The sequence below is a fragment of the Streptomyces sp. NRRL F-2664 genome (assembly GCF_000719345.1).
Taxonomy (GTDB): domain Bacteria; phylum Actinomycetota; class Actinomycetes; order Streptomycetales; family Streptomycetaceae; genus Streptomyces.
Map to the genome: position 1 here is coordinate 217,176 of NZ_JOFX01000005.1, position 22,730 is coordinate 239,905.

General features: G+C 72.7%; 20 protein-coding genes. 10 read left to right on the forward strand and 10 right to left on the reverse strand.

From position 1 onward, the window contains the following. Window positions 1–25: 25 nt before the first annotated feature. Window positions 26–760: a MerR family transcriptional regulator gene (locus IF89_RS0108295; RefSeq protein ID WP_030763433.1), complete on the forward strand. Its 735-nt coding sequence runs from the start codon at window positions 26–28 to the stop codon at window positions 758–760. Between the two features lie 28 nt (window positions 761–788). Further along, on the forward strand, window positions 789–1,463 hold the full coding sequence (locus IF89_RS0108300) for a maltokinase N-terminal cap-like domain-containing protein (RefSeq protein ID WP_030763435.1): 675 nt from the start codon (window positions 789–791) through the stop codon (window positions 1,461–1,463). 125 nt (window positions 1,464–1,588) lie between these two features. Here the strand turns inward: IF89_RS0108300 and IF89_RS0108305 are convergent, their stop codons facing one another. The 5 genes from IF89_RS0108305 to IF89_RS0108325 form a co-directional block, all read right to left on the reverse strand. Continuing rightward, window positions 1,589–3,760, reverse strand: coding sequence for a 3-hydroxyacyl-CoA dehydrogenase NAD-binding domain-containing protein (locus tag IF89_RS0108305; RefSeq protein WP_030763437.1), 2,172 nt, complete (start codon window positions 3,758–3,760; stop codon window positions 1,589–1,591). A gap of 44 nt (window positions 3,761–3,804) precedes the next feature. After that, window positions 3,805–5,019: an acetyl-CoA C-acetyltransferase gene (locus IF89_RS0108310; RefSeq protein ID WP_030763438.1), complete on the reverse strand. Its 1,215-nt coding sequence runs from the start codon at window positions 5,017–5,019 to the stop codon at window positions 3,805–3,807. A 129-nt stretch (window positions 5,020–5,148) separates the two neighbouring features. Further along, the gene (locus IF89_RS0108315) at window positions 5,149–6,291 is read right to left on the reverse strand and encodes an acyl-CoA dehydrogenase family protein (protein WP_030763440.1); all 1,143 of its coding nucleotides are present in this window, start codon (window positions 6,289–6,291) and stop codon (window positions 5,149–5,151) included. Window positions 6,292–6,329: 38 nt separating this feature from the next. Then, entirely contained in the window at window positions 6,330–7,355 is a 1,026-nt protein-coding gene (locus IF89_RS0108320) for an LLM class F420-dependent oxidoreductase (protein ID WP_030763441.1), read from the reverse strand. A 3-nt stretch (window positions 7,356–7,358) separates the two neighbouring features. Next, complete coding sequence (locus tag IF89_RS0108325; RefSeq protein WP_030763443.1) at window positions 7,359–8,507, reverse strand: CaiB/BaiF CoA transferase family protein; 1,149 nt, start codon at window positions 8,505–8,507, stop codon at window positions 7,359–7,361. 409 nt (window positions 8,508–8,916) lie between these two features. Here IF89_RS0108325 and IF89_RS41455 point away from each other — a divergent pair, with 409 nt between their 5' ends. Both IF89_RS41455 and IF89_RS0108335 read left to right on the forward strand, forming a co-directional pair. Beyond that, window positions 8,917–10,551, forward strand: a complete 1,635-nt coding sequence (locus tag IF89_RS41455) for a PKD domain-containing protein (RefSeq protein ID WP_063831260.1) — start codon at window positions 8,917–8,919, stop codon at window positions 10,549–10,551. A gap of 179 nt (window positions 10,552–10,730) precedes the next feature. Further along, window positions 10,731–11,930 (forward strand): saccharopine dehydrogenase family protein, encoded by a 1,200-nt coding sequence (locus IF89_RS0108335; RefSeq protein WP_030763449.1) that lies wholly within the window; start codon window positions 10,731–10,733, stop codon window positions 11,928–11,930. Between the two features lie 14 nt (window positions 11,931–11,944). On the opposite strand, the gene IF89_RS0108340 is transcribed toward IF89_RS0108335, so the two are convergent. Continuing rightward, window positions 11,945–12,622 carry an endonuclease V gene (locus IF89_RS0108340; protein WP_030763452.1) on the reverse strand — a complete coding sequence of 226 codons (678 nt, stop codon included), beginning with the start codon at window positions 12,620–12,622 and terminating at the stop codon, window positions 11,945–11,947. 25 nt (window positions 12,623–12,647) lie between these two features. On the opposite strand from IF89_RS0108340, the gene IF89_RS0108345 reads away from it, so the two are divergent. Continuing rightward, entirely contained in the window at window positions 12,648–12,947 is a 300-nt protein-coding gene (locus tag IF89_RS0108345) for a YciI family protein (RefSeq protein WP_030763455.1), read from the forward strand. A 24-nt stretch (window positions 12,948–12,971) separates the two neighbouring features. On the opposite strand, the gene IF89_RS0108350 is transcribed toward IF89_RS0108345, so the two are convergent. Then, complete coding sequence (locus IF89_RS0108350; RefSeq protein WP_234327698.1) at window positions 12,972–14,054, reverse strand: WD40/YVTN/BNR-like repeat-containing protein; 1,083 nt, start codon at window positions 14,052–14,054, stop codon at window positions 12,972–12,974. A 329-nt stretch (window positions 14,055–14,383) separates the two neighbouring features. On the opposite strand from IF89_RS0108350, the gene IF89_RS0108355 reads away from it, so the two are divergent. The 4 genes from IF89_RS0108355 (at window position 14,384) to IF89_RS0108370 (ending at window position 18,313) form a co-directional block, all read left to right on the forward strand. Next, entirely contained in the window at window positions 14,384–14,800 is a 417-nt protein-coding gene (locus IF89_RS0108355) for an SsgA family sporulation/cell division regulator (protein ID WP_030763464.1), read from the forward strand. Window positions 14,801–15,104: 304 nt separating this feature from the next. Next, on the forward strand, window positions 15,105–16,745 hold the full coding sequence (locus IF89_RS0108360) for an ABC-F family ATP-binding cassette domain-containing protein (RefSeq protein ID WP_030763466.1): 1,641 nt from the start codon (window positions 15,105–15,107) through the stop codon (window positions 16,743–16,745). A 216-nt stretch (window positions 16,746–16,961) separates the two neighbouring features. Further along, window positions 16,962–17,933: an acyl-ACP desaturase gene (locus IF89_RS0108365; protein ID WP_030763469.1), complete on the forward strand. Its 972-nt coding sequence runs from the start codon at window positions 16,962–16,964 to the stop codon at window positions 17,931–17,933. Between the two features lie 77 nt (window positions 17,934–18,010). Continuing rightward, complete coding sequence (locus IF89_RS0108370; RefSeq protein ID WP_030763472.1) at window positions 18,011–18,313, forward strand: hypothetical protein; 303 nt, start codon at window positions 18,011–18,013, stop codon at window positions 18,311–18,313. Window positions 18,314–18,686: 373 nt separating this feature from the next. On the opposite strand, the gene IF89_RS0108375 is transcribed toward IF89_RS0108370, so the two are convergent. After that, window positions 18,687–18,938 (reverse strand): WhiB family transcriptional regulator, encoded by a 252-nt coding sequence (locus tag IF89_RS0108375; protein ID WP_030763474.1) that lies wholly within the window; start codon window positions 18,936–18,938, stop codon window positions 18,687–18,689. A gap of 98 nt (window positions 18,939–19,036) precedes the next feature. After that, a complete protein-coding gene (gene ligD / locus IF89_RS0108380; protein ID WP_030763476.1) occupies window positions 19,037–20,056 on the reverse strand; it encodes a non-homologous end-joining DNA ligase in 1,020 nt (339 codons plus the stop codon). 75 nt (window positions 20,057–20,131) lie between these two features. Between ligD and IF89_RS0108385 the strand changes: the two genes are divergently transcribed. Further along, complete coding sequence (locus IF89_RS0108385; protein ID WP_030763479.1) at window positions 20,132–21,202, forward strand: ATP-dependent DNA ligase; 1,071 nt, start codon at window positions 20,132–20,134, stop codon at window positions 21,200–21,202. A 43-nt stretch (window positions 21,203–21,245) separates the two neighbouring features. On the opposite strand, the gene IF89_RS0108390 is transcribed toward IF89_RS0108385, so the two are convergent. Beyond that, a complete protein-coding gene (locus IF89_RS0108390) occupies window positions 21,246–22,697 on the reverse strand; it encodes an NAD(P)-binding protein (RefSeq protein ID WP_030763481.1) in 1,452 nt (483 codons plus the stop codon). Window positions 22,698–22,730: the final 33 nt, after the last annotated feature.

Below are 22,730 nucleotides of genomic sequence, written 5' to 3' on the forward strand. Positions count from 1 at the left end.
TGGAGCAGAGAGCGAGGCGCAGACGATGGCCGACCGGGCACCCGAGCCGATGCTCACCGTCGACGAGCTGGCGGCCAGGGCGGGCGTCACCGTGCGCACGGTACGGTTCTACAGCACCCGCGGGCTTTTGCCCCCTCCCGTGATCGGTCCGCGTCGGGTGGGGCACTACGGGCCGGAGCACCTGTCGCGGCTGGCCCTCATCGAAGAACTCCAGCACCAGGGAATGACCCTGTCCGCCATCGAGCGCTACCTGGACGCGCTGCCCGACGACCTGAGCGCGCACGACCTCGCGATCCACCGGGCGATGGTGGCCAGTTGGGCGCCGGACGCGGCCCGCGAGGTGTCGCGGGAGGAGCTGGAGAAACGTGCCGGGCGCAGCCTGTCGGACAACGACGTGCGGCGGCTGACGGCGATGAACGTACTGGCCGCGTCGAGGGACGGGGGCGGGTTCCGGGTGGACGTGGGGCTGCTGCGGCTCGGCGTCGCCCTGCTGGACGTGCCCCTCGCGCACGAGACGATCCTCGCGGCACGCAGGGTGCTGGTGGAGCACACCCGGTCGGCGGCGCACGAGCTGACGGCGCTGTTCCGGGACGAGGTGTGGGGGCCGTTCACGCGGGGCGAAAGCGATCCGGAGCGGGTGGAGTCGATGAAGGCGCTGTCGGCGCACATGCAGCCGATGGTGGTACAGGCGCTGGTGACGGCCTTTCAGCGGTCGTTGCGGGAGGAGCTGCGGGCGGCGTTCACCTCGGGCGACGGGTGATCGCCGGTATCCGGTAGCTTGACGGCGCATGGCAGTCATTCACCGCACCACCATGTCGCCCGGCAAGCTGGACCTGCTCGCCGCCTGGATGCCGTCGAAGCCCTGGTACCGGGGCGGGGGCGCGCCGAAGCTCGCCAAGGCCGGCGGTTTCCGGCTGGACGACCCCGAGGGTGAGGTGGGCCTCGAGTTCATGGTGGTCACCGACACCTCGGGGGACTCCCCCGTGACGTACCAGGTCCCGCTGAGCTACCGCGGGGCACGCCTGGATGCTGCCGCGGCCGGACTGGTCGGCACGTCCGAGCACGGGGTCCTGGGCCGGCGCTGGATCTACGACGGGGCCCACGACCCGGTCCTGGTCGCGCAGTTGCTCGCGCTGCTGGCGGGCCGTGCGACCGCCCAGGACCAGAACGCGAGCAACGTCCCGGACCCCGCGGTCGAGGTGCTCGCCGGGCACGCGGGGGTGCCGGAGGGGCTGGTCGCGACGGGGTCGGTGACGGACACCTCCGACGCCACCCTCGTCGGCGTCGAACCGGCCGGGCACGGGGAGCCGCTGATGGCCCTGTCCCTCTGCCGGGTGCTGGAGCCCGGGCCAGCCGTCACCGACGGGTCCGTCCGGGGGCAGCTCCTCACCCGCTGGGCGGGCGCGGACGGAACCGAGCCGGGCGGGGTCTTCGCGGTCCTGCGCGACGGAGCGGCCGGCTAGGCGGGGCAGCCGGGTGGGCGGGGCAGCCGCGTGGGCGGGGCATCGCGGCCCGCCCCGGTGAACGGGCGGACACCCCGGCCCCCCGCCCGCGGGACGAGCGGGCGGGCCGGGGCGTCCGTGCGTGCTCAGTCGGCGTACGTCTCGCCCCGTTCGGCCTTCTCCACGAGGGAGGCGGGCGGGGTGAACCGCTCGCCGTACGTGTCGGCGAGTTCGCGGGCGCGCGCCACGAAGCCGGCCGGGCCGCCCTCGTAGCCGTTGATGTACTGGATCACGCCGCCGGTCCAGGCCGGGAAGCCGATGCCCATGATGGACCCGATGTTGGCGTCGGCGACCGAGGTGAGGACGCCCTCGTCGAGGCAGCGGACGGTGTCCAGGGCCTCGGAGAAGAGCATCCGCTCCTTCAGGTCCTCGAAGGGGACCTCGTGGCCGGGCTTGGCGAAGTGCTCGCGCAGGCCGGGCCAGAGCCGGGAGCGCTTGCCCGTCTCGTCGTACTCGTAGAAGCCGGCTCCGCCGCTGCGGCCGGGACGGCCGAACTCGTCGACCATGCGGTCGATGACGGTGTCGGCGGGGTGCTCGGTCCATGCCCGGCCCTCCGCCTCGAACGCCTTGCGGCTCTCGTTGCGGATCTTGCGGGGCAGCGTCAGGGTGAGCTCGTCCATCAGCGAGAGCACCTTGGCCGGGTAGCCGGCCTGTGCGGCGGCCTGCTCGATCGAGGCGGGCTCGACGCCCTCGCCGACCATCGCCACCCCCTCGTTGATGAACTGGCCGATGACGCGCGAGGTGAAGAAGCCGCGCGAGTCGTTGACCACGATCGGGGTCTTGTTGATCTGCCGGACCAGGTCGAAGGCGCGGGCGACGGCCTCGTCGCCGGTCTGCGCCCCCTTGATGATCTCCACCAGCGGCATTTTGTCGACGGGCGAGAAGAAGTGCAGCCCGATGAAGTCGGCGGGCCGCTTCACGCCCTCGGCGAGCCCGGTGATGGGCAGGGTGGAGGTGTTGGAGCACAGGAGGGCGTCGGGCGCGACGACGTCCTGGATCTCCTGGAACACCCTGTGCTTCAGGGCGGTGTCCTCGAAGACGGCCTCGATGACGGCGTCGCAGCCCGCAAGGTCGGCCACGTCGGCGGTCGGGGTGATGCGGGCGAGCAGCTCGGCGCGCCCCGCCTCGGTGGTCCGGCCTCGGGACAGCGCCTTGTCGAGCAGCTTCTCGGAGTACGCCTTGCCCTTCGCCGCGGCCTCGGCGGTGACGTCCTTGAGGACCACCTCGATGCCCGCGCGGGCGCAGGAGTAGGCGATGCCGGCGCCCATCATGCCGGCGCCGAGGACGGCGACCTTGCGGACCTGCCGCGGCTCGATGCCCTGCGGGCGGCTGCGGCCGGCGTTGACGGCCTGGAGGTCGAAGAAGAACGCCTGGATCATGTTCTTGGCGGTCTGTCCGGTGACCAGCTCGGTGAAGTAGCGGGCCTCGATGGTCAGCGCGGTCTCGAAGTCCACCTGGGAGCCCTCGACGGCGCACGCCAGGATGTTGCGCGGCGCCGGGTACGGGGCCCCGTTCAGCTGCTTCTTCAGGTTGGCCGGGAAGGCGGGGAGGTTCGCGGCGAAGCGCGGGTTGGACGGCGTACCGCCGGGGATCTTGTAGCCGGGTACGTCCCAGGGCTGCTGCGACTGGGGGTTGGCGTCGATGAAGGCGCGGGCCTTCGCCAGCATCTCCTCGGGGGTGGCCGCCAGTTCGTGCACGAGGCCGTTGTCGAGGGCGCGCCGGGGGCTGTACTGGGTGCCCTGGAGGAGCACCTTGAGCAGCGCGTCGGCGATGCCCATCAGGCGTACGGTGCGGGTGACGCCGCCACCCGCCGGCAGGAGGCCGAGGGTGACCTCGGGCAGCCCGATCTTGGAGCCGGGCGCGTCGAGGGCGACGCGGTGGTGGGAGGCGAGCGCGATCTCGTAGCCGCCGCCCAGTGCGGCGCCGTTGATGGCCGCGACGACGGGCTTGCCGAGCGTCTCGATGCGGCGCAGGGACCGCTTGATCTGCGTGCCGGTGTCGAAGGCGAGCTGCGCGTGCTCGGGCCGCAGCCGGATCATGTCCTTGAGGTCGCCGCCCGCGAAGAAGGTCTTCTTGGCGGAGGTGTAGATGATGCCGCGGATGGAGTCCTTCTCTGCCTCGGCGCGGTCGGCGACGGCCGCGATGGAGTCCTTGAAGGCCTGGTTCATCGTGTTGGCGGACTGGCCCGGGTCGTCGAGGACGAGGGTGACGACGCCGGTCTCGTCCTGTTCCCAGCGGATCGTGGTGGACTCGCTCATGTTCGCTACTTCCGTGTCGGAGGGGTCGGGGGATACAGGACGGTTCAGAGGCGTTCGACGATGGTGGCGACGCCCATGCCGCCGCCGACGCAGAGGGTGACGAGGCCGTAGCGCTTGTCCTGGCGCTCCAGCTCGTCGACGATCGTGCCGAGGATCATCGCGCCGGTGGCGCCGAGCGGGTGGCCGAGCGCGATAGCGCCGCCGTTGACGTTGACCTTGTCGAGGGACAGGTCCATGTCCTTGACGAAGCGCAGGACGACGCCGGCGAAGGCCTCGTTGATCTCGACCAGGTCGATGTCGTCGATGGTCAGGCCTGCCTTGGCGAGGGCCTTGCGGGTGGCCGGGGCGGGGCCGGTGAGCATGATGGTGGGCTCGGAGCCGGAGACCGCGGCGGAGACGATCCGCGCGCGCGGGGCCAGGCCGTTGCGTTCACCGGCCTCGCGGGAGCCGATCGCGACGAGCGAGGCGCCGTCGACGATGCCGGAGGAGTTGCCCGCGTGGTGGACGTGGTCGATCTTCTCGATCCAGTGGTACTTCTGCAGCGCGACGGCGTCGAAGCCGCCGAGTTCGCCGATGTCCGCGAAGGACGGCTTCAGCTTGGCGAGGGTGTCGGCGGTGGTCCCGGGGCGGACGAACTCGTCGTGGTCCAGGACGACCAGGCCGTTGCGGTCGGTGACCGGGACGACGGACTTCGCGAAGCGGCCGTCCTTGATCGCGGTGGCGGCGCGCTCCTGCGACAGGGCCGCGTACTCGTCGACGTCCCGGCGGGAGAAGCCCTCGATGGTGGCGATCAGGTCGGCGCCGATGCCCTGCGGGACGAAGCCGGTGTCCCAGTTGGTCATCGGGTCGGCGAACCAGGCGCCGCCGTCCGAGGCCATCGGGACGCGGGACATGGACTCCACGCCGCCCGCCAGGACCAGGTCCTCCCAGCCGGAGCGGACCTTCGCGGCGGCCAGGTTCACGGCCTCCAGGCCGGAGGCGCAGAACCGGTTCTCCTGTACGCCGGCCACCGTGTCCGGGAGCCCGGCCGCGATGGCCGCGATCCGGGCGATGTCGGAGCCCTGGTCGCCGACCGGGCCGACGACGCCGAGCACGATGTCGTCGATGGTGGCGGGGTCCAGGCCGGGGTTGCGCTCGCGCAGGGCGTCGATGAGTCCGACGACGAGGTCGATCGGCTTGGTGCCGTGCAGGGAGCCATTGGCCTTGCCGCGGCCGCGCGGGGTGCGGATCGCGTCGTATACGTAAGCTTCGGTGCTCACTGGTCAAGCCTTTCGGTGTGCGGGGAGTCTGGAAGGTGCCGGGAGGTCCTGCCGTCGGGAGGTACCGGAAGGGTCCTGTGGATTCCGGGGCCAGGTCCCCGGCGGGGCCGCGGGGCGGGACGAGGGGGGTCAGCTGAGGAGGGACCTGCCGATGATCTCCTTCATGATCTCGGTCGTGCCGCCGTAGATCGTCTGGATCCGGCCGTCGGTGAAGGCCCGCGCCACCCGGTACTCGGTCATGTAGCCGTAGCCGCCGTGGAGTTGCAGGCAGCGGTCCGCCACACGCTTCTGCAGTTCGGTGGCCCACCACTTGGCCATCGAGGCGTGCACGTGGTCCAGCTCGCCGTTCGCGTGGTCGGTGATGCAGCGGTCGAGGAAGGTCCGGGTGACCGCGACCTCGGTGGCCATCTCCGCGATCTCGAACCGGATGTGCTGGAGCTTGGACAGCGGCCGGCCGAAGGCCTCGCGCTCCTTGACGTACTGCGTGGTGATCTCCAGCAGGTGCTCGGCGGCGGCGATCCCGGCCATCGCGATGCCCAGCCGCTCCTGGGCGAGATGGGCCATCAGGTGCATGAACGCGCCGTTGGGTTCGCCGAGCAGGTTCTCCTTCGGGACGCGCACGTCGTGGAAGAACAGCTCCGCGGTGTCCTGCGCCTTCTGGCCGATCTTGTCGAGGTTGCGGCCGCGCTCGAAGCCGTCCGCGCCGCGCTCGACGACCAGCAGCGACAGGCCGTGCGCCCCTCCCTCGGGAGTGGTCCTCGCGACGACGATCACCAGGTCGGCGAGGATGCCGTTGGAGATGAAGGTCTTGGAGCCGTTGAGCAGCCAGTGGTCGCCGCGGTCCTGCGCGGTGGTCCGGATCCCCTGGAGGTCCGAGCCCGCACCCGGCTCCGTCATCGCTATCGCGGTGATGGTCTCGCCGGAGCAGAAGCCGGGCAGCCAGCGCCGCTTCTGCTCCTCGGTGGCGAGCGAGGTCAGGTACGGCCCGATGATGTCGTTGTGCAGGCCGATGGCGAGTCCGGGCGTGCCCGCCCGGGTGAACTCCTCGGCGATCACCGCGGCGTAGCGGAAGTCCGTGTTCCCGCCGCCCCCGTACTCCTCCGGGACGGCGAGCCCGAGCAGGCCCTGGCGGCCTGCGGCCCGCCATGCCTCACGGCTGACGATGCCGTCCTTCTCCCACTGCTCGTAGTGCGGCAGCACCTCCTTGGCGAGGAAGGTGCGGACGGTCTCACGGAACGCCTCGTGATCGGCGTCGTAGATCAGGCGCTTCATCGGGCGGCTCGCTGCATCGGAAGGCTCCTCAAAGCCGGTTAAAGCCAGTTCTTGACGGTCTCGACCAGCCGGGCGGGCTCGGGGCCGACGGGTGTGATGTTGAGCATGGTCACGCCGGCCTCGCGGAAGGCCTCGACACGCTCGCGCACGTAGCCCTCGGGCCCGCACAGCGTCATCAGCTCGCAGAACTCGTCCGGTACGGCGGCCGCGGCGTCGCGTGTGCGTCCGGCGAGGTAGAGCTCCTGGATCCGGCGGGCCGCGTCCCCGTAGCCGTAGGCGACGGCCAGGTCGTTGTAGAAGTTCTTGCCGACCGCGCCCATGCCGCCGACGTACAGCGCGATCTGCGGACGGGCGCGCTCCCGTACGGCGGCGGCGTCCTCGCCGATCGCGAGCAGGCCGCCCGCGACGGTCTGCAGCGGGCCGAGTTCCGGCGCGCGCCCGGCGGCGCCCGCGGCGAGCGGGGCGCCCCAAACGGCCTGGGCCTTCTCCGGGATGAACAGCGTGGGCAGCCAGCCGTCCGCGATCTCGGCGGTCAGCGCGACGTTGGCCGGGCCGAGGGAGGCGATGTAGACGGGGACGGCGTCGCGCACCGGCCGGGTCAGGATCTTCAGCGGCTTGCCGTGCCGGCCGCCCTTGTCGGGCGGCAGCGGCATGTCCGTGATGCCGTGGTGGTCGATGGTCTCGCGGCGCCAGATCCGCCGGCACAGCTCGACCGTCTCGCGGGTGCGGCCCAGCGGCCGGTCGTACGGCTTGCCGTGCCAGCCCTCGACGACCTGGGGCCCGGAGGCGCCGAGGCCGAGGATCGCCCGGCCGCCCGAGAGGGCGTCCAGTCCGGCGGCCGTCTGCGCGATGAGGCCGGGGGTGCGGGAGTAGACGTTCATGATCGCCGAACCGATCCTCAGCCGCTCCGTGCGGGCGGCGAGATAACCCATGATCGTCGGCGAGTCGAAGCCCCAGGCCTCGGCGACCCACACGGCGTCGAGACCGGCGGACTCCAGCGCCGCCGCCTCGTCCGCGGCCCGGCGCGGGTCGCCCGCGTAGTCGAGCATCATCGACAGTTCCATCGGTCAGCCGTCCTTCTTGGCGAGCAGGGCCGGTACATCCCAGTCGGCGGCCACCGACCGGGTGTCCGCGCCCGGTCGGGCCGGGCCGCCGCCGACGGCGGCCGGGGTCGCGGAGAACCGCGGGGCGGGGGCGGGCTGCACGATCCCGCCGACGTCGGTGAAGGTGCCGCGGGCGGCGAGGTGGGGGTGGCCGGGGGCCTCGCGCAGCGACAGCACCGGCGCCACGCAGGAGTCGGTGCCTTCGAAGACCGCGGTCCACTCCGCACGGGTACGGGTGCGGAAGCGGGCGGCGACGGCCTCGCGCAGCTCGCCCCAGCGGGCGACGTCCTTGCGGGCGGGCACCCGGTCGCCGATGCCGAGCAGCTCGACGAAGGTGTCGTAGAACTGCTGCTCCAGCGCGCCGACCGCCATGTAGCCGCCGTCGGAGGTCTCGTAGGTCCCGTAGAAGGGGCAACCGCCGTCCAGGAGGTTGGCCCCTCGCCGGTCCTGCCAGCCGCCCGCCGCCATCATCCCGTGGATCATGGCGGTGAGGTGGGCGGTGCCGTCGACGATGGCCGCGTCGACGACCTGGCCGGCGCCGGTGGCGCGGACGTGCTGGAGCGCGGCGAGGACGCCGATCACCAGGTAGAGCGAGCCGCCGGCGTAGTCCCCGACCAGGTTGGCCGGGACCGCCGGGGCCTCTCCGGGGTTGCCGATCATGCCGAGGGCGCCGGTGACGGCGATGTAGGCGATGTCGTGGCCGGCGGTGTGGGCGAGCGGCCCCTCCTGTCCCCAGCCGGTCATCCGGCCGTAGACCAGACGCGGGTTGCGGGCGTGGCAGTCGGCCGGGCCGACGCCGAGCCGCTCGGCGACGCCGGGGCGGAAGCCCTCGACGAGGACGTCGGCGCGCTCCACCAGGTCCAGGACGCGGGCGGGCCCGTCGGCGGACTTCAGGTCGACCAGGACGGACCGCTTGCCGCGGTTGGTGAGGTCGTGGGCGGGGTCGACCGCCAGCGCGCCGCCGCCGGGCCGGTCCACCCGCACGACGTCCGCTCCCAGGTCCGCGAGGAGCATGGCGGCGAACGGTCCCGGGCCGATGCCGGCCAGCTCGACGACGCGCACTCCGGCGAGCGGGCCGCTGCCGCTCGCCGACCCGTTCCCTGTCACTGCCATCGAGCCCCCAGCGTCTGCGGTGTGCTTGCCGTGCCTGGTGTGTTCGCCGTGTCCGCGTGTGCTTCCCGTGCTCGGTGTGCGCGTGTGACCGGTGTGATCCGGGGTGCGCTGTGTTTCCGGTGCGCCGGATGCCCGACCATGTGACACAACTGATGTAACACCGGTGATGCTAGGAACGTGTTCCACCGAGCACAAGCCCCCGGGCCGGGCTCCCCCGCGATCGGCGGACTTTGGCTGGTCCGGGCCTTCGCGCGGGGAGCCGGTCCGGGGCCCCGACCCCCCGCCGACGCCGTCCCGCGACTCTGTACTCTGATCAGGCTTTCAAGCTGATCAAGCTTTCAATCAGACACGTGGGGGACCGGTGCGTCGTCGCCGTCTTGTAATTTCCGCTGCCGCCATCGCGGCGGGCGTGGGCCTCATCCCGGGCGTGGCCCAGGCCGACCCGGCCAAGCCGGACGCGCGCGGCACCACCGCGCCGGACCTGGACCTGGGGCTGGGCAAGGACGCGAAGTCCAAGAGCAACACCTTCACCAGCCCCGCGGACCGCACGGTCCGCAAGGCCGCCCCGTCCGCCAGGACCGGCGCGGACGCCGCCCCGCAGACGCAGTCCGTCGCCTCCGCCAACGCGGAGCTCGCCGTCGGCCTGACCGCCTACGGCGTCTCGGCCCACGCCACCGAGGTGGACACCACCATCAGCAGCGTGGACACCCCCCTCAAGGTCACCATCGCCTGGGGCGACGGCACGTCGGACTCCTTCGACGCCTACGGCTCCGACAGCCGGACCACCGCCCACACCTACGCCGAGGTCGGCTCCTACACGGTCAAGGTCACCGTGACGGACGCCGCGAACAACGTCTCGGCCGTCAACGAGGTCGTGTTCGTCACCGCCGGCTCGGACTTCACCCCGTACGCCCCCACCCGCCTGCTCGACACCCGCAACGGGACCGGCGCGCCGGCGGGCATGGTCCAGCCGTACAGCTCGACCCGCGTGAAGGTCGGCGGCAACGGCGGCATACCGGCCGGCGTCACCGCCGTGGTCCTCAACATCACCGTCACCAACACCTCCGCGGACGGCCACATCACGGCCTTCCCCGAGGGCACCGAGCGTCCGACCACGTCGAACGTCAACTACAAGGCCCGCCAGACGGTCCCGAACCTGGTCATCGTGCCGGTCGGCAAGAGCGGCTACGTCGAGCTCGCCAACCGCGGCGGCATGCCGGTCGACCTGATCGCGGACGTCACCGGCTACTTCTCCAAGACCGCCTCCAGCGGTTACACGCCCGTCACCCCGTCCCGCTTCGTCGACACCCGCGAGGGCGTCGGCACGGTGAGGGGCCAGCTCGGCGGCCGCAAGACCTTCTCCACCCAGATCAGCGGCCTGCGCGGGGTGCCGCAGGGCATCAGCGCCGTCGCGCTGAACGTGACGGTCACCAACCCCCGGGAGGCCGGACACCTGTCGGTCTTCCCGGGCGGCGGCGCCACCCCGACCGCGTCGAACCTGAACTTCACCGCGGGCCAGACCATCGCCAACTCGGTGATCGTCCCCGTCGGCCAGGACGGAAAGATCAGCGTCTTCAACGGCGCCTGGGCGGGCACCGACGTCGTCGTCGACGTCGTCGGCTACTACAGCACCGCCAGCACGAGCGCCTTCCTGCCGCTCTCGCCGGAGCGCCTGGTCGACACCCGGGACCCGAAGGACCCGGTCTACGGCAAGCTGCCCGGCCGCAGCTACATCTACATGCCGATGTCCTTCGACGACCCGAGCATCACGGGCTTCGTGCTGAACTCCACGGTCACCAACCCCGAGGGCGACGGGTTCCTGACGGTCACCCCGGACCCGAACACGATGGACGACTACATCAACGAAGTCGCCCTGTGGCCGACGCCGCCGAACTCCTCCAACCTGAACTGGACCAAGGGCGCCACCGTCCCGAACCTCGTCCAGGCGAGCACCGGCAGCAACGGCATCATCGACCTCTGGAACCAGGGCTGGGACGACATCGACCTGATCGTCGACCTGTTCGGCCTGTACCAGCAGGGCTGAGCCACCGGCAGGTGAACCCCCACGGCGCCCCGGGCGCGGCCGCACGGCCGCCCCGGGGCGCCGTCGTCGTGGCGGGCGCGGTGCGCGCCCACTTCCTCGACCGCCCCGGCCACCTGCCCGCGCGGCCGGCCGGCTGCCGCGCTAGCCTCGGCCACCGACACCCACCCGGAGGAGCGCTCATGAACGCAGGGGTCCCGCAGGACCGACCGGAACGTGACTACGACGTCGTCCTCTTCGGCGCCACCGGGTTCGTGGGGGCGCTGACCGCCGCGTACCTCGCCGAGCACGCGCCCGCCGGCTGCCGGTGGGCCCTCGCCGGCCGGGACCCGGCGAAGCTGGAGCGGCTGCGCGAGCGGCTGGCCGCGATCGACCCCGCCTGCGCGACCCTGCCGCTGCTGCGGGCCGATGCCCAGGACCCCGCCGCCGTACGCGAACTGGCCGCCTCCACCCGGGTACTGGCGACGACCGTCGGACCGTACGTCTGGTACGGGGCGGAGCTCGTGGCGGCCTGCGCCGGGGCGGGCACGGACTACGTGGACCTCACCGGCGAACCCGAGTTCGTGGACCGGATGTACGTGGAGCACGACGCCCGGGCCCGCGAGAGCGGAGCCAGGATCGTGCACGCCTGCGGCTTCGACTCGATCCCGGCGGACCTCGGCGCGTACTTCACGGTCCGCCGCCTCCCGGAGGGCGTCCCCCTGCGGGTCGACGGGTTCATGCGGTCCAACGCGCTGTTCTCGGGCGGGACGCTGGCCTCCGCGCTCACCGCGCTGGGACGCGGCCCCCAGACCCTCGCGGCCGCGCGCGCCCGCCGGCTGCACGAGCCCCGCCTGCTCGGGCGCCGGGCGCACGGGCCGCTGGGCGCGCCGCGGTTCAGCCGCGAGACGGGCACGTGGGCGCTGCCGCTGCCCTCGCTGGACCCGCGGATCGTGACGCGGTCGGCGGCCGCCCTGGAGCGGTACGGCCCGGACTTCCGCTACCGGCACTACGCCTCCGTCAAGCACCTGCCCGTCGCGGTGGGCGGTGCGGCCGCGGTCGGCGCGGCGGCGGCCCTGGCCCAGGTGCCGCCGGCCCGCCGCTGGCTGATGGACCGGTGGGAGCCGGGCCGGGGTCCGGACGCGGAGCGCCGGGCGCGCAGCTGGTTCACGGTGCGCTTCGTGGGCGAGGGCGGCGGCCGGCGCGTGCTCGCCGAGGTGTCGGGCGGCGACCCCGGCTACGGCGAGACCGCGAAGATGCTGGCGGAGTCGGCGCTGTGCCTGGCCCACGACGCCCTGCCGGAGTCCGCCGGCCAGGTCACGACGGCCGTGGCGATGGGCGACGCCCTGACCCAGCGGCTGCAGAAGGCGGGGATCGCCTTCCGGGTGGCCGACGTCCGCTGACGGACCGGGCCGGCTCAGGAGGCCTCGCGCAGCGCCCGGCGGCACAGGGAGTCGGCGTGGCGGGTGGTCTCCGGGATCCGGAAGCGGGGGCTGAGGGCGAGGGCGTGCGCGCAGGCGTTGTCGAGTGAGACCCGGTGCCCGACGGAGACGTACACCGGCTTGATGCCGCTCTGCGTGCGCAGGGCCCGGCCGACCTCGGCCCCGTCGGCGGCGAGCAGCGCGGCGGACTCGCCCCGGCCGGTGCCCGGTTCCTCGTGGGTGAAGGTGAAGGGGTTCTTCGCCACGCCGACGGAGGGCAGGCCGGTGACCACCCCGAGGTGGCAGGCGAGCCCGAAGCCGCGGGGGTGGGCGAGGCCGTAGCCGTCGCAGACCACCAGGTCGGGCCGGGCGGTCAGGGCGTCGAGGGCGGCCAGGACGGTCGGCAGCTCGCGGAAGGCCAGCAGCCCCGGCACGTAGGGGAAGCTGACGTGCCCGACGGCCGTGGCCTGCTCGACGACCTCCAGCGTGGCGGCGTCGAGCACCACGGCCGCGGCGGCGACCAGGTCGCGGGTGTCGTCGTAGGCCACGTCCACTCCGGCGACCAGCCCGCGGCCGGGCGGGGGGCCGGGCTCGGTGAGCACGACGTGGTGGCGCAGTTCGTCCTGTATCGCGCGGGCCTCGGCCTCGTCCGCGGGGGTCTTCACACTCGTCATGGGCAGCGAGAGTAGCCTGGCGATCATGTTCGTCATGGAGCTCACCTACACCGCGCCCATCGAAGCCGTCGAAGACGTGATGGACGCCCACATCGCCTGGCTGGACGGCTACTACGCCTCCGGTGTCTTCCTCGCGTCGGGACGCAAGGTCCCGCGCGACGGGGGCCTCGTCCTGGCCGCAGGGGTCACCCGGGCCGAGATCGAGAGGATCGCGGCCGAGGACCCCTTCGCGGTGGCGGGGGTGTGCAGCTACCGCATCACCGAGTTCATGGCCACGAGGACGTCGGCGGACCTGGCCCCGCTCCGGGAGAACCCGGTCGCATAGGGGCGGTCCTGCGGGCCGTCCGGATCAGGGGCGTTCCAGCCGGGCCACCCGGCCCTTCTCCCCCGCCGCCCAGCATCCGGTGTCGGCGGCGCAGTCGACCGTGTCGAAGGAACCGGTCTCCAGCGGCCGCCAGCTGCGGCCCCCGTCGGTGGTCACGTCCGTGCCCGTGGGCCCGACCGCGAGGGCCGTCCCCCTGCTGTACGGGTACCAGGCCGCTCCGGACCGGTAGGCGGATGGCGGCGTGGTGGCCGGGTGCCAGCTCCGGCCTCCGTCCGAGGACACCGCGGCGGCCTGCGGGGAGGGCTCGCCGGTGCGGTAGTCGCCGCCGACCGCGAGGCCCCGCGTGCGGTCCCGGAAGGCGAGGGCGAAGACGCCGCGCGCCGGATCGCCCGCCGGAAGGGTGGATTCGGCCACCCGCCAGGTCCGGCCCCGGTCCGCCGAGTGCAGGACCCGTGCGCTCGCTCCACCGCCGGTGGCCAGCCAGACGTCCCGCGGGCCGGCGCTGACCAGGCACTGGCCGCTCGCCGCGAAACCCGCCTCGCCCGGCAGTGCCTCCGGCATGCCCTCGGCGGGCAGCACCCGCCAGTGGCGGCCGCCGTCGTCCGTGGACAGGATGCGGAACTTCCCGTCCACCGGATCGCTCATGGCCAGGCCGTGCCGGGCGTCGAAGAAGGTGAGGCAGTCGTAGAAGGCACGGGGGTCGGGGTTGCGGAAGGTCTCGGTCCAGGTGGCGCCGCCGTCCTCGGTGCGCAGCACCCTGGAGGCCTCGCCCTCGCCGATGGACAGGGCCACCGCGCGGCGCGCGTCGAAGGCCTCGATGTCGCGCAGTTCGAGCCCTTCCGCGACCGCGCCGGGCGGCGAGACGTCCTGCCAGGTGCGGCCGCCGTCGAGGGTGCGCAGGACGGTCCCCCGGGAACCGGCGACCCAGGCCGTGCTCCGGCTGACGGCGGACAGACCCCGGAAGCGGGCGGTCTTCCCGGTCTCCTTGAGGGCCCAGGCGGCTCCCCGTAAGTCCTGCCCTCCGTCCTGCTCCCGGGTCCGCTCCCGCTCCGGGGCGGCGTGTGCGGGGGCCACCAGCACCCCGGCCGCCAGGATTGCCGCGGACATGGCCATTGCACCCACCAGACGTCTCATGGCGCCGGAAGCTAACGCACCCCCGGATCCGCCGTCCAGAGGGCGTCCGCACCGGCGTTGCGCCGGTGGAGTGAGCGACAACCGGCCCTTCTCCGGGCACCCCGCCCCCGCCCCGCACGCCGGACCTCCTTCGGGCGTCTCCGCCCGCCGGTCACTCTGTGCGATCACACAGTCGGGTTCCGGCCAGTCGGTGACACAGCTCACTCCCACGCCCATGCACGGATGTGCCGATTCCCGCGTCTATCGGGTTGCCGGGCCCCACCCCGCAGTCCGGCAGCAGATCCGCCGCAAGGGAGTGAGCCTTGATCACTGTCATCGAGCAGGCCGCGCAGGCCCGTCTGGTCGCCACCGCGCCGAAGGTCGAGAGCGTTCCCGTCACCCTCTGCTACGACCGGGCGGATCCCTTCGCCGTGCGCATGGCCTTCCCCGCCCCCGCCACCCTGGAGGGCGTCGAGGTCTCGTGGACCTTCTCCCGCGAGCTGCTGGAGTCCGGTCTGGACCGCCCGTCCGGCTGCGGGGACGTGCGCGTGCGGCCGTACGACGGGGACCGGACCACGATCGAGTTCCATGCGGTGGAGGGGGTCGCGATCGTGCTGATGCTGACGGCCGAGCTGCAGCGGTTCCTGGAGCGGGCCGCGACCGTCGTCCCGCCCGGGCTGGAGCACCTCTACCTCGACATGGACCACAGCCTCGCCGAGCTGATGCGCGACTCCTGCTGACCCCGGGCCGTAATTCGTTTGCGGGCGGCCGGCGCCGCCCGTAGCTTCGTTGACGCCCCACTGCCGTCGAACGGAGCAGGACGTTGCTCTTCTGAGGTCCGAGACACCGACCGCCGCGAAGCCGCGACCACCGCGAAGCCGCGAGCGCGCCACCGCGATTTGAAGACCGGCGGGACCGACGAGGCCGCCGTGGTCCACGACACCACGGACCCGGCTCCCGTGCCCGTACCGGTCCCCCGTCACGGTCGAAGCGTCGGCTGTCTCCCCGCGTTGCACGCACCACTCACGCAACCTGGAGGCCTCCATGAGCCACACCCCTGTATGCATCACCTGCTCCGCCCTGTCCTTCGACTGGCCCGACGGCACCCCCGTCTTCGACGGGTTCGACCTGGCCGTCGGCCCCGGCCGCACCGGCCTGATCGGACTCAACGGAAGTGGCAAGTCCACCCTGTTGAAGCTGATCGCCGGTGAACTGACCCCCTCCGAGGGCCAGTCGTCCGTCGCCGGCTCCGTCGGCCACCTCCCCCAGACCGTCACCCTCGACACCGCGCTGCGCGTGGACGAGGCACTGGGCATCCGGACCGTCCGCACCGCCCTCCACGCCATCGAGGCCGGTGAGGCCACCGAGGCCAACTTCGCCGCGGTGGGCGACGACTGGGACGTGGAGGAGCGGGCCCTGGCCACCCTGGACCAGCTCGGGCTCGCCCGGATCGGGTTGGACCGCACCGTCGGCGAGCTGTCGGGCGGCGAGTCCGTCCTGCTGCGCCTGGCCGGGCTGCTGCTGGCCCGCCCCGACGTCCTGCTGCTGGACGAGCCGACCAACAACCTGGACCTGCGCGCCCGGGGCCGCCTCTACGCGGCCGTCGAGTCCTGGTCCGGGGTGATGCTCCTGGTCAGCCACGACCGGGAGCTGCTGGAGCGGGTCGACCAGATCGCGGACCTGCGCGACGGCGAAGTCCGCTGGTACGGCGGGAACTTCAGCGACTACGAGGCCATGCTCGCCGCCGAACAGGACGCGGCCGAGCGGATGGTCCGGGTCGCGGAGGCCGACGTGCAGCGGCAGAAGCGCGAACTGGCCGACGCGCAGGTCAAACTGGCCCGCCGGAAGCGGTACGGACAGAAGATGTACGAGAACAAGCGCGAGCCGAAGATCGTCATGGGCGCACGCAAGCGCGCGGCGCAGGAATCGGCCGGCAAGCACCGGATCATGCACACCGAGAAGCTGGCCCAGGCGAAGGAACGGCTGGACCAGGCGGTGGAGGCGGTCCGCGACGACGCCGAGATCCGCATCGAACTGCCCGCCACCCTGGTCCCGCCCGGGCGGCGCGTGCTGACCCTCAGCGACCTGCGCCTGCCGCACGGGGCCGCCGTGCCGGGCGAGTGGGAGCTGCGGGGGCCGGAGCGGGTCGCCCTCGTGGGCCGCAACGGCTCGGGCAAGACCACACTGCTTCGTACCATCGCCGGGCAGCTCACGCCAGGGTCCGGGACCGCGCAGACCCATGTGACCACGCGGTTCCTGCCGCAGCGGCTGGACGTCCTCGACGACGACCGCACGGTCGTGAAGAACGTCGCGCGGTTCGCCCCGCACGCCACGAACAACCAGATCCGGGCCCGCCTCGCGCACTTCCTCTTCCGGGGCGGGCGCGCGGACCGGGCGGCCGGCACGCTGTCGGGCGGCGAGCGGTTCCGGGCGGCGCTGGCGGCGCTGCTGCTGGCCGAGCCCGCCCCGCAGCTCCTCATGCTGGACGAGCCGACGAACAACCTCGACCTGTCGAGCGTGCGGCAGCTCACCGACGCGCTGGAGTCGTACCGGGGGGCGCTCGTGGTGGCCAGCCACGACGTGCCGTTCCTGGAATCGATCGGCGTCACGCGCTGGCTGCTCCTGGACGGCGAGCTCCGGCCGACCACGGCCGAGGAGGTCCGGGAGGTGCTCGGACGCGGGTGACCCGCCGCAGCGGCGTCAAGGCGGAAGGGCCGGACCACCTACTGGCGTGATTCTGCCCTTCCGTCGCCCCTCCGGAGGGCCCCCAAACAGCGTAGATAACTGGACGTAACCGGACACAGGCACCCCTGGGGCTTGGCTGGCCTTGATGTCACGCTTAACCTACGACTCCGTAGGCTACGGAACCGTAGGTAATTCGCTTTGCACCCAGGAGTACCCGTGACGATCACCTCTCCCCACCTCGGCAGCTCGGAGGCGTGGACCGACGCCAAACTGCTGTACGCGCTGGAAGAGGTGGTCGAGCAGGAGCTCAACCGCCACCTGAAGGTCACCAAGGACTGGATGCCCCACGAGTACGTCCCGTGGAGCGACGGCCGGAACTTCCCCGGCTTCTTCGAGGACGGAGAGGCCTGGGACCCGGAGCAGTCCAAGGTCACCGACATCGGCAAGATCGCACTGGTGGTGAACCTGCTCACGGAGGACAACCTCCCCAGCTACCACCACGAGATCGCCACGCTCTTCGGCCGCAACGGCGCCTGGGGCACCTGGGTGCACCGCTGGACGGCCGAGGAGGGCCGCCACGGGATCGTGATGCGCGACTACCTGCTGGCCTCGCGCGCCGTGGACCCGGACAAGCTGGAAGCCTTCCGCATGCAGCACATGTCGGAAGGCTTCGAGTCCGACAACCGCCACTCCATGCTGCACTCGGTGGCGTACGTGGCCTTCCAGGAGCTCGCCACCCGCATCTCGCACCGCAACACCGGCCACCAGTCCGGCGACCCGGTCTGCGACCGCATGCTGGCGCGCATCGCGCAGGACGAGAACCTGCACATGATCTTCTACCGCAACCTGCTGGGCGCGGCCTTCGAGCTCGCCCCCGACCTGACCATGCAGGCGGTACGGGACGTCGTCGTCAACTTCCGGATGCCCGGCCACGGCATGCCCGGTTTCGAGCGCATGGCAGCGCAAATGGCCATCGGCGGGGTCTACAACCTGCGGATCCACCACGACGACGTGCTGGCGCCGGTGCTGCGCTTCCTCAAGGTCATGGACATCGCCGACCTCGGGCCGGAGGGCCAGAAGGCCCAGGACGAGCTCGGCCTGTTCATGAACGGCCTGGACACGGAGGCGAAGAAGTTCGACGAGCGCCTGGCCGCCCGCGCGGCCCGCCTGGCGGCCCGCAAGGGCTGACCTGACCGGTTTCCGCCCGCTCGGGCGGGTGACGCCGATTGCCCCGGCGGAGCCGCGCTCTGCCAGGGTTTCGCGTCATGACGTCACTCCAGGTGGACATCGACCAGCTGACCCGCTTGACCCGGGCCCTGGACTCCTCGCTGAGCTCCCTGCGGGAGGCGCGGCGGGCGCTGGACCACGTACGGGCGGACCAGCTGGGCACGGCGGACCTCGATGCGGCGTGCGACGGCTTCCAGGAGCGCTGGGCGCACGGCACTCGGGAGCTGACCAAGCGCGTCAAGGCGGTACGGGAGGGCGTGGACCGCAGCGCCGCACAGTACGCGGAGTTGGAGGAAGCCGTCCGCGCGGCCTTCCTGCGGGCGGCGGCCGGCCATGGCTGACCACGCGGCCCTGGGCTTCGACCCGGCCCCCGGAAACCCCGCCGCGGTCCTGGCGCTGACCAAGAAGCTCGGCGCCTCGGCGAAGTCCCTCGGCGAGGCGTCCCGGGTGGTGACGGACCTCGTCTCGCACAGCTCGTCCTGGCAGGGCGAGGCGGCGACCGCCTTCCGCGCCTCCCTCTCGCGCGACCTCCCCCGCTACCTGGCCTCGGCCCACCTCTCCCTGGCAGAGGCCGCCCGCCGGCTCACGGGGTGGCACGACACGCTGGTCGCCCACCGCGAGCTGGCCGCCCGGTACGAGGCGCAGGCCGCGGCGGCGAAGACGGAGGAGTCCCTCGCGGACGTCCGCCGCCTGGCCCGCGAATGCGGACATGAGTCAGCGGCGGCGGGGCCGCAGGGCGAGGCGCTCCGCTTCCGAGAGGCCGCCCCAGACGCCGAAGCGCTCATCGTTGGCCAGGGCGTACTCCAGGCAGGCCACCCGCCCCTCGCACGCCCCGCACAGCCGCTTCGCCTCGCGCAAAGAGGAGCCCGGCTCCGGGAAGAAGAAGCCCGGGCCGGTCTGGGCGCACAGGGCGAGTTCGTACCAGGCGGCGGTGTCGGTGGCTGCGGTGGAGGTGTTGGTAGACATGCCGTTGATCCTGGGCACGGCGGATGGACGTCCGCTATACGCCTGATCAACACGGCGCACGCTCCCGCTCCCCGAGCATCCCATCCCGCACTGACAAGCTACTCCTCGCGTCGGGCCCGGCTGGGCTGGACGCGCTTCGGTTCGCCCGGCATCTTCGGGTAGTCCGGGGGGTACGGCATGTCGCCCACGCCCTGGTCCTGCTCCTGGCGGGCCGCGAGGTCCAGTACGGCGTCCAGGGTGAAGGCGTGGTCGTCCATGTCGGCGTGGACGTCGCCCAGTTCGGCGAAGCGGGCCGGCATCGTCAGGATGTCGAAGTCCTTCGGTTCGGCGTCGTCGACCTCGTCCCAGCGCAGGGGCGCGGAGACCGGGGCGTGCGGGCGGGGGCGGACGGAGTAGGCGGAGGCGATCGTGCGGTCCCTGGCCGTCTGGTTGTAATCGACGAAGATCCGTTCGCCGCGCTCCTCCTTCCACCAGGCCGTCGTGACCTTGCCCGGCATGCGCCGTTCCAGCTCCCGGCCGAGGGCGATGGCGCAGCGGCGGACCTCGGTGAAGGTCCAGCGCGGCTCGATCGGCACGAAGACGTGCAGTCCGCGGCCGCCGGAGGTCTTGGGCCAGCCGACCAGGCCCAGCTCGTCCAGCAGGGCGCGCAGCTGGTGGGCGGCGGCCACCGCGTGGTGGTAGTCGGTACCCGGCTGCGGGTCCAGGTCGATGCGCAGTTCGTCGGGCCGGTCGGTGTCCTCGCGGCGGACCGGCCAGGGGTGGAAGGTGAGGCAGCCCAGATTGGCCGCCCACAGGACGGCGGCCGGTTCGGTCGGGCAGATCTCGTCGGCCGTGCGGCCGCTCGGGAAGGCGATGTGGGCGGTCGGGATCCAGTCGGGGAGGTTCTTCGGAGCCCGCTTCTGGAAGAAGGACTCGCCCTCCACCCCGTCGGGGTACCGCTCCAGGGTCGTCGGCCGGTTCCGCAGGGCGCGGACGATGCCGTCCGCGACCGCCAGGTAGTACTCGGCGACGTGCCGCTTGGTGAGGCCCCGCTCCGGGAAGTAGACCTTGTCGGGATTGGACAGCCGGACCTTCCGCCCGGCGGCCTCCAGCTCGATCGCATTGCCAGCAGCACCCATGTGCGCCACCGTAGGCGGGCCCGCCCGCAGGCGCATACCGGGCGGGTCCGGACGTACCACCGCAGAATCGGAGGCATGGATCTGCCAGTGATGCCGCCGGTCAAACCGATGCTCGCCAAGTCCGTGGCGAAGATCCCGCCCGGCATGCAGTACGAGGCCAAGTGGGACGGCTTCCGGGCGATCGTGCACCGCGACGGTGACGAGGTCGAGATCGGCAGCCGCACCGGTAAGCCCCTGACCAGGTATTTTCCCGAGCTGGTGGAGGCACTGCGGGCGAATCTGCCCGGGCGTTGCGTCGTCGACGGCGAGATCGTCATCGTCCAGGGCGGACGTCTGGACTTCGACCGGCTCACCGAGCGGATCCACCCCGCGCAGTCCCGCGTCACCCTGCTGGCCGAGACCACCCCCGCCAGCTTCGTCGCCTTCGATCTGCTCGCCCTCGGCGACGAGGCCCTCCTCGACACACCGCTCACCGATCGCCGTACCGCCCTGGTCGCGTCCCTGTCCACCGCTCGTCCCCCCGTCCACCTCGCGCCCGCGACCACGGACCCCGCGCTCGCGCAGGAGTGGTTCGAGCGGTTCGAGGGCGCCGGGCTCGACGGGGTGATCGCGAAACCCCTCGCTCTCCCCTACCGGCCCGATGCCCGCCTCATGTACAAGATCAAGCACGAACGTACCGCCGATGTCGTCGTCGCCGGTTTCCGTTTCCACAAGAGCGGTCCGATTGTCGGATCGCTCCTGCTGGGCCTGCACGACGCGCACGGCACGCTCCAGCACGTGGGCGTCTGCGCCGCCTTCCCCATGAAGCGCCGTGCCGAGCTGGTGGAGGAGCTCGAACCGCTGCGGATGACGGACCCGACCGGCCACCCGTGGGCCGCCTGGGCCGAGGAGTCCGCCCACGAGAGCGCCCGGCTGCCGGGCGCGCAGAGCCGCTGGACCGGCAAGAAGGACCTCTCCTGGGTGCCGTTGCGCCCGGAGCGCGTCATCGAGGTGGCCTACGACCACATGGAGGGGGACCGGTTCCGGCACACTGCCCAGTTCCGCCGCTGGCGGCCCGACCGGGCGCCCGAGAGCTGCACCTACGCCCAGTTGGAGGAGGTCGTGGGCTACGACCTCGCCGAGGTCCTGGGCCCGCCGCCCGCCTGAGTCCGGCCCCCGCCGGATCCCGGCCCCGCCCGAGCCCTGCCCCTCACCCCGCCGTCAGCTTCTCCCACTCCTCCCGGTCGGGCCCCACGGCGTTCGGCGCGTACTCCGGCCGCGCCGCCAGCCACCGCGCCACCCGGGCCCTGATCTCCGGGTCCGCATACGCCTGCTCCGGCGGCTGCGCCAGGTGCCGGACCCGCGCCCTGGCCCGCATCACCTCGGGGTCCTCCAGCGCGCAGTCGAACAGCGCGGCCACCTCACGCGCCGTTCCCGTGCGCCCCGCCCGCGTCGCGAACCGCTCCCCGATGGCCGCATCGGCGACGACCTGGAAGTCGAACCACGGCTTCAGGGTCCGCACCGCCCACGTATGGTGCTCCACGGCGTACCGCTCCGACGCGGGGTCCCGGTGCGCGGTACGGGCCACCCTGCGCGCCGCCCACAGGGCGAGCGAGGTGCCCTGCCCCAGGGTCGGATTGGTGTGCGTGATCGAGTCGCCCACCGGCACCAGCCCGCTCACCACCGGCCCCCGCTCGTCCACGAGCGCGCTCCAGCGGTTGTCCAGGCTCGCCGTGGCCAGTACACCCGACAGCGGCTCGGCTCCGAGCGCCAGCCAGGCCTCGCCGGGCGGGAAGGAACGAGCCGCCCGCTCGAAGACCGCGGGGTCGCGCAACGCCGACCGCGTGGTGTCCGCGGTGTGCACGAACAGCGTCACGGCGAAGACCCGGTTGTCGGCCGGGAAGACCGCGCACCCGGCGAAGGCGCCGCCGGTCACCGCCCAGGGCCGCCGCGGGCCCTCGTCCGTGCCGGCGGGCAGCCGGTACCAGCGGCAGAAGTACGCGAGCCCCGTGCGGTGCCGTTCCACGACGGGCGGCCGGCAGCCCACCGCGCCGAGCCGGCGCTCGATACCGCCGCGGCGGCCGCCCGCGTCGACGACGAGGTCCCCCTCGTAGCGGCCCGCCCCGGTGGTCACTCCCGTCACCCGGATCCCGGCGACCGGATCGTCCCCGGCGGGATCGCCCTCTGCGGGGTCGACTGCGGCCGGTCCGCCGCCGGCCCGGGACGCCGTGGTGAGTCCCGTGACGGGCTCCCCGTGACGGACGACAGCTCCGGCCTCCGCGCGCAGCGCCGTGGCCAGCGCGCTCTCCAGCACGATGCGCCGCGCCTGCAGCATGACGAGGTCCTCGTCACCCGGCCGCGCGGGCGGACGCACCTCGAACCAGTCGAGTTCGTGCCGCTCGCGTGCGCCGAGCCGGAGCATCTCCTGATGGACGTCGGGCAGCTCGTCCCGCAGGAGGTTGCGGGCCGCCCCCAGCAGTGCGTGCGGCTGGGACGCCTGCGGTACGGTCGGCCGCCGCCAGCCGAAGAAGTCGCGGTCGAGGGCGGTGCCGGGGGCGCGCGTGTCGCGCTCGAACAGCTCCGCCGTGTGTCCTCGCCGCGTCGCGAGCAGAGCGGTGGCGAGTCCGCCGATACCGCCCCCGATGACCAGCAGATGTGCCATGTAGCGTCCCCCCGAACCCGTTGGGCCCCGCCA

Excerpts from the sequence above, each read along its gene's own strand:
- IF89_RS0108295 (WP_030763433.1), top strand. The coding sequence starts at position 26 with ATGGCCGACCGGGCACCCGAGCCGATGCTCACCGTCGACGAGCTGGCG.
- IF89_RS0108300 (WP_030763435.1), top strand. The coding sequence starts at position 789 with ATGGCAGTCATTCACCGCACCACCATGTCGCCCGGCAAGCTGGACCTG.
- IF89_RS0108305 (WP_030763437.1), bottom strand. The coding sequence starts at position 3,760 with ATGAGCGAGTCCACCACGATCCGCTGGGAACAGGACGAGACCGGCGTC.
- IF89_RS0108315 (WP_030763440.1), bottom strand. The coding sequence starts at position 6,291 with ATGAAGCGCCTGATCTACGACGCCGATCACGAGGCGTTCCGTGAGACC.
- IF89_RS0108320 (WP_030763441.1), bottom strand. The coding sequence starts at position 7,355 with ATGGAACTGTCGATGATGCTCGACTACGCGGGCGACCCGCGCCGGGCC.
- IF89_RS0108325 (WP_030763443.1), bottom strand. The coding sequence starts at position 8,507 with ATGGCAGTGACAGGGAACGGGTCGGCGAGCGGCAGCGGCCCGCTCGCC.
- IF89_RS0108335 (WP_030763449.1), top strand. The coding sequence starts at position 10,731 with ATGAACGCAGGGGTCCCGCAGGACCGACCGGAACGTGACTACGACGTC.
- IF89_RS0108340 (WP_030763452.1), bottom strand. The coding sequence starts at position 12,622 with ATGACGAGTGTGAAGACCCCCGCGGACGAGGCCGAGGCCCGCGCGATA.
- IF89_RS0108345 (WP_030763455.1), top strand. The coding sequence starts at position 12,648 with ATGTTCGTCATGGAGCTCACCTACACCGCGCCCATCGAAGCCGTCGAA.
- IF89_RS0108350 (WP_234327698.1), bottom strand. The coding sequence starts at position 14,054 with ATGTCCGCGGCAATCCTGGCGGCCGGGGTGCTGGTGGCCCCCGCACAC.
- IF89_RS0108360 (WP_030763466.1), top strand. The coding sequence starts at position 15,105 with ATGAGCCACACCCCTGTATGCATCACCTGCTCCGCCCTGTCCTTCGAC.
- IF89_RS0108370 (WP_030763472.1), top strand. The coding sequence starts at position 18,011 with ATGACGTCACTCCAGGTGGACATCGACCAGCTGACCCGCTTGACCCGG.
- IF89_RS0108375 (WP_030763474.1), bottom strand. The coding sequence starts at position 18,938 with ATGTCTACCAACACCTCCACCGCAGCCACCGACACCGCCGCCTGGTAC.
- ligD (WP_030763476.1), bottom strand. The coding sequence starts at position 20,056 with ATGGGTGCTGCTGGCAATGCGATCGAGCTGGAGGCCGCCGGGCGGAAG.
- IF89_RS0108385 (WP_030763479.1), top strand. The coding sequence starts at position 20,132 with ATGGATCTGCCAGTGATGCCGCCGGTCAAACCGATGCTCGCCAAGTCC.
- IF89_RS0108390 (WP_030763481.1), bottom strand. The coding sequence starts at position 22,697 with ATGGCACATCTGCTGGTCATCGGGGGCGGTATCGGCGGACTCGCCACC.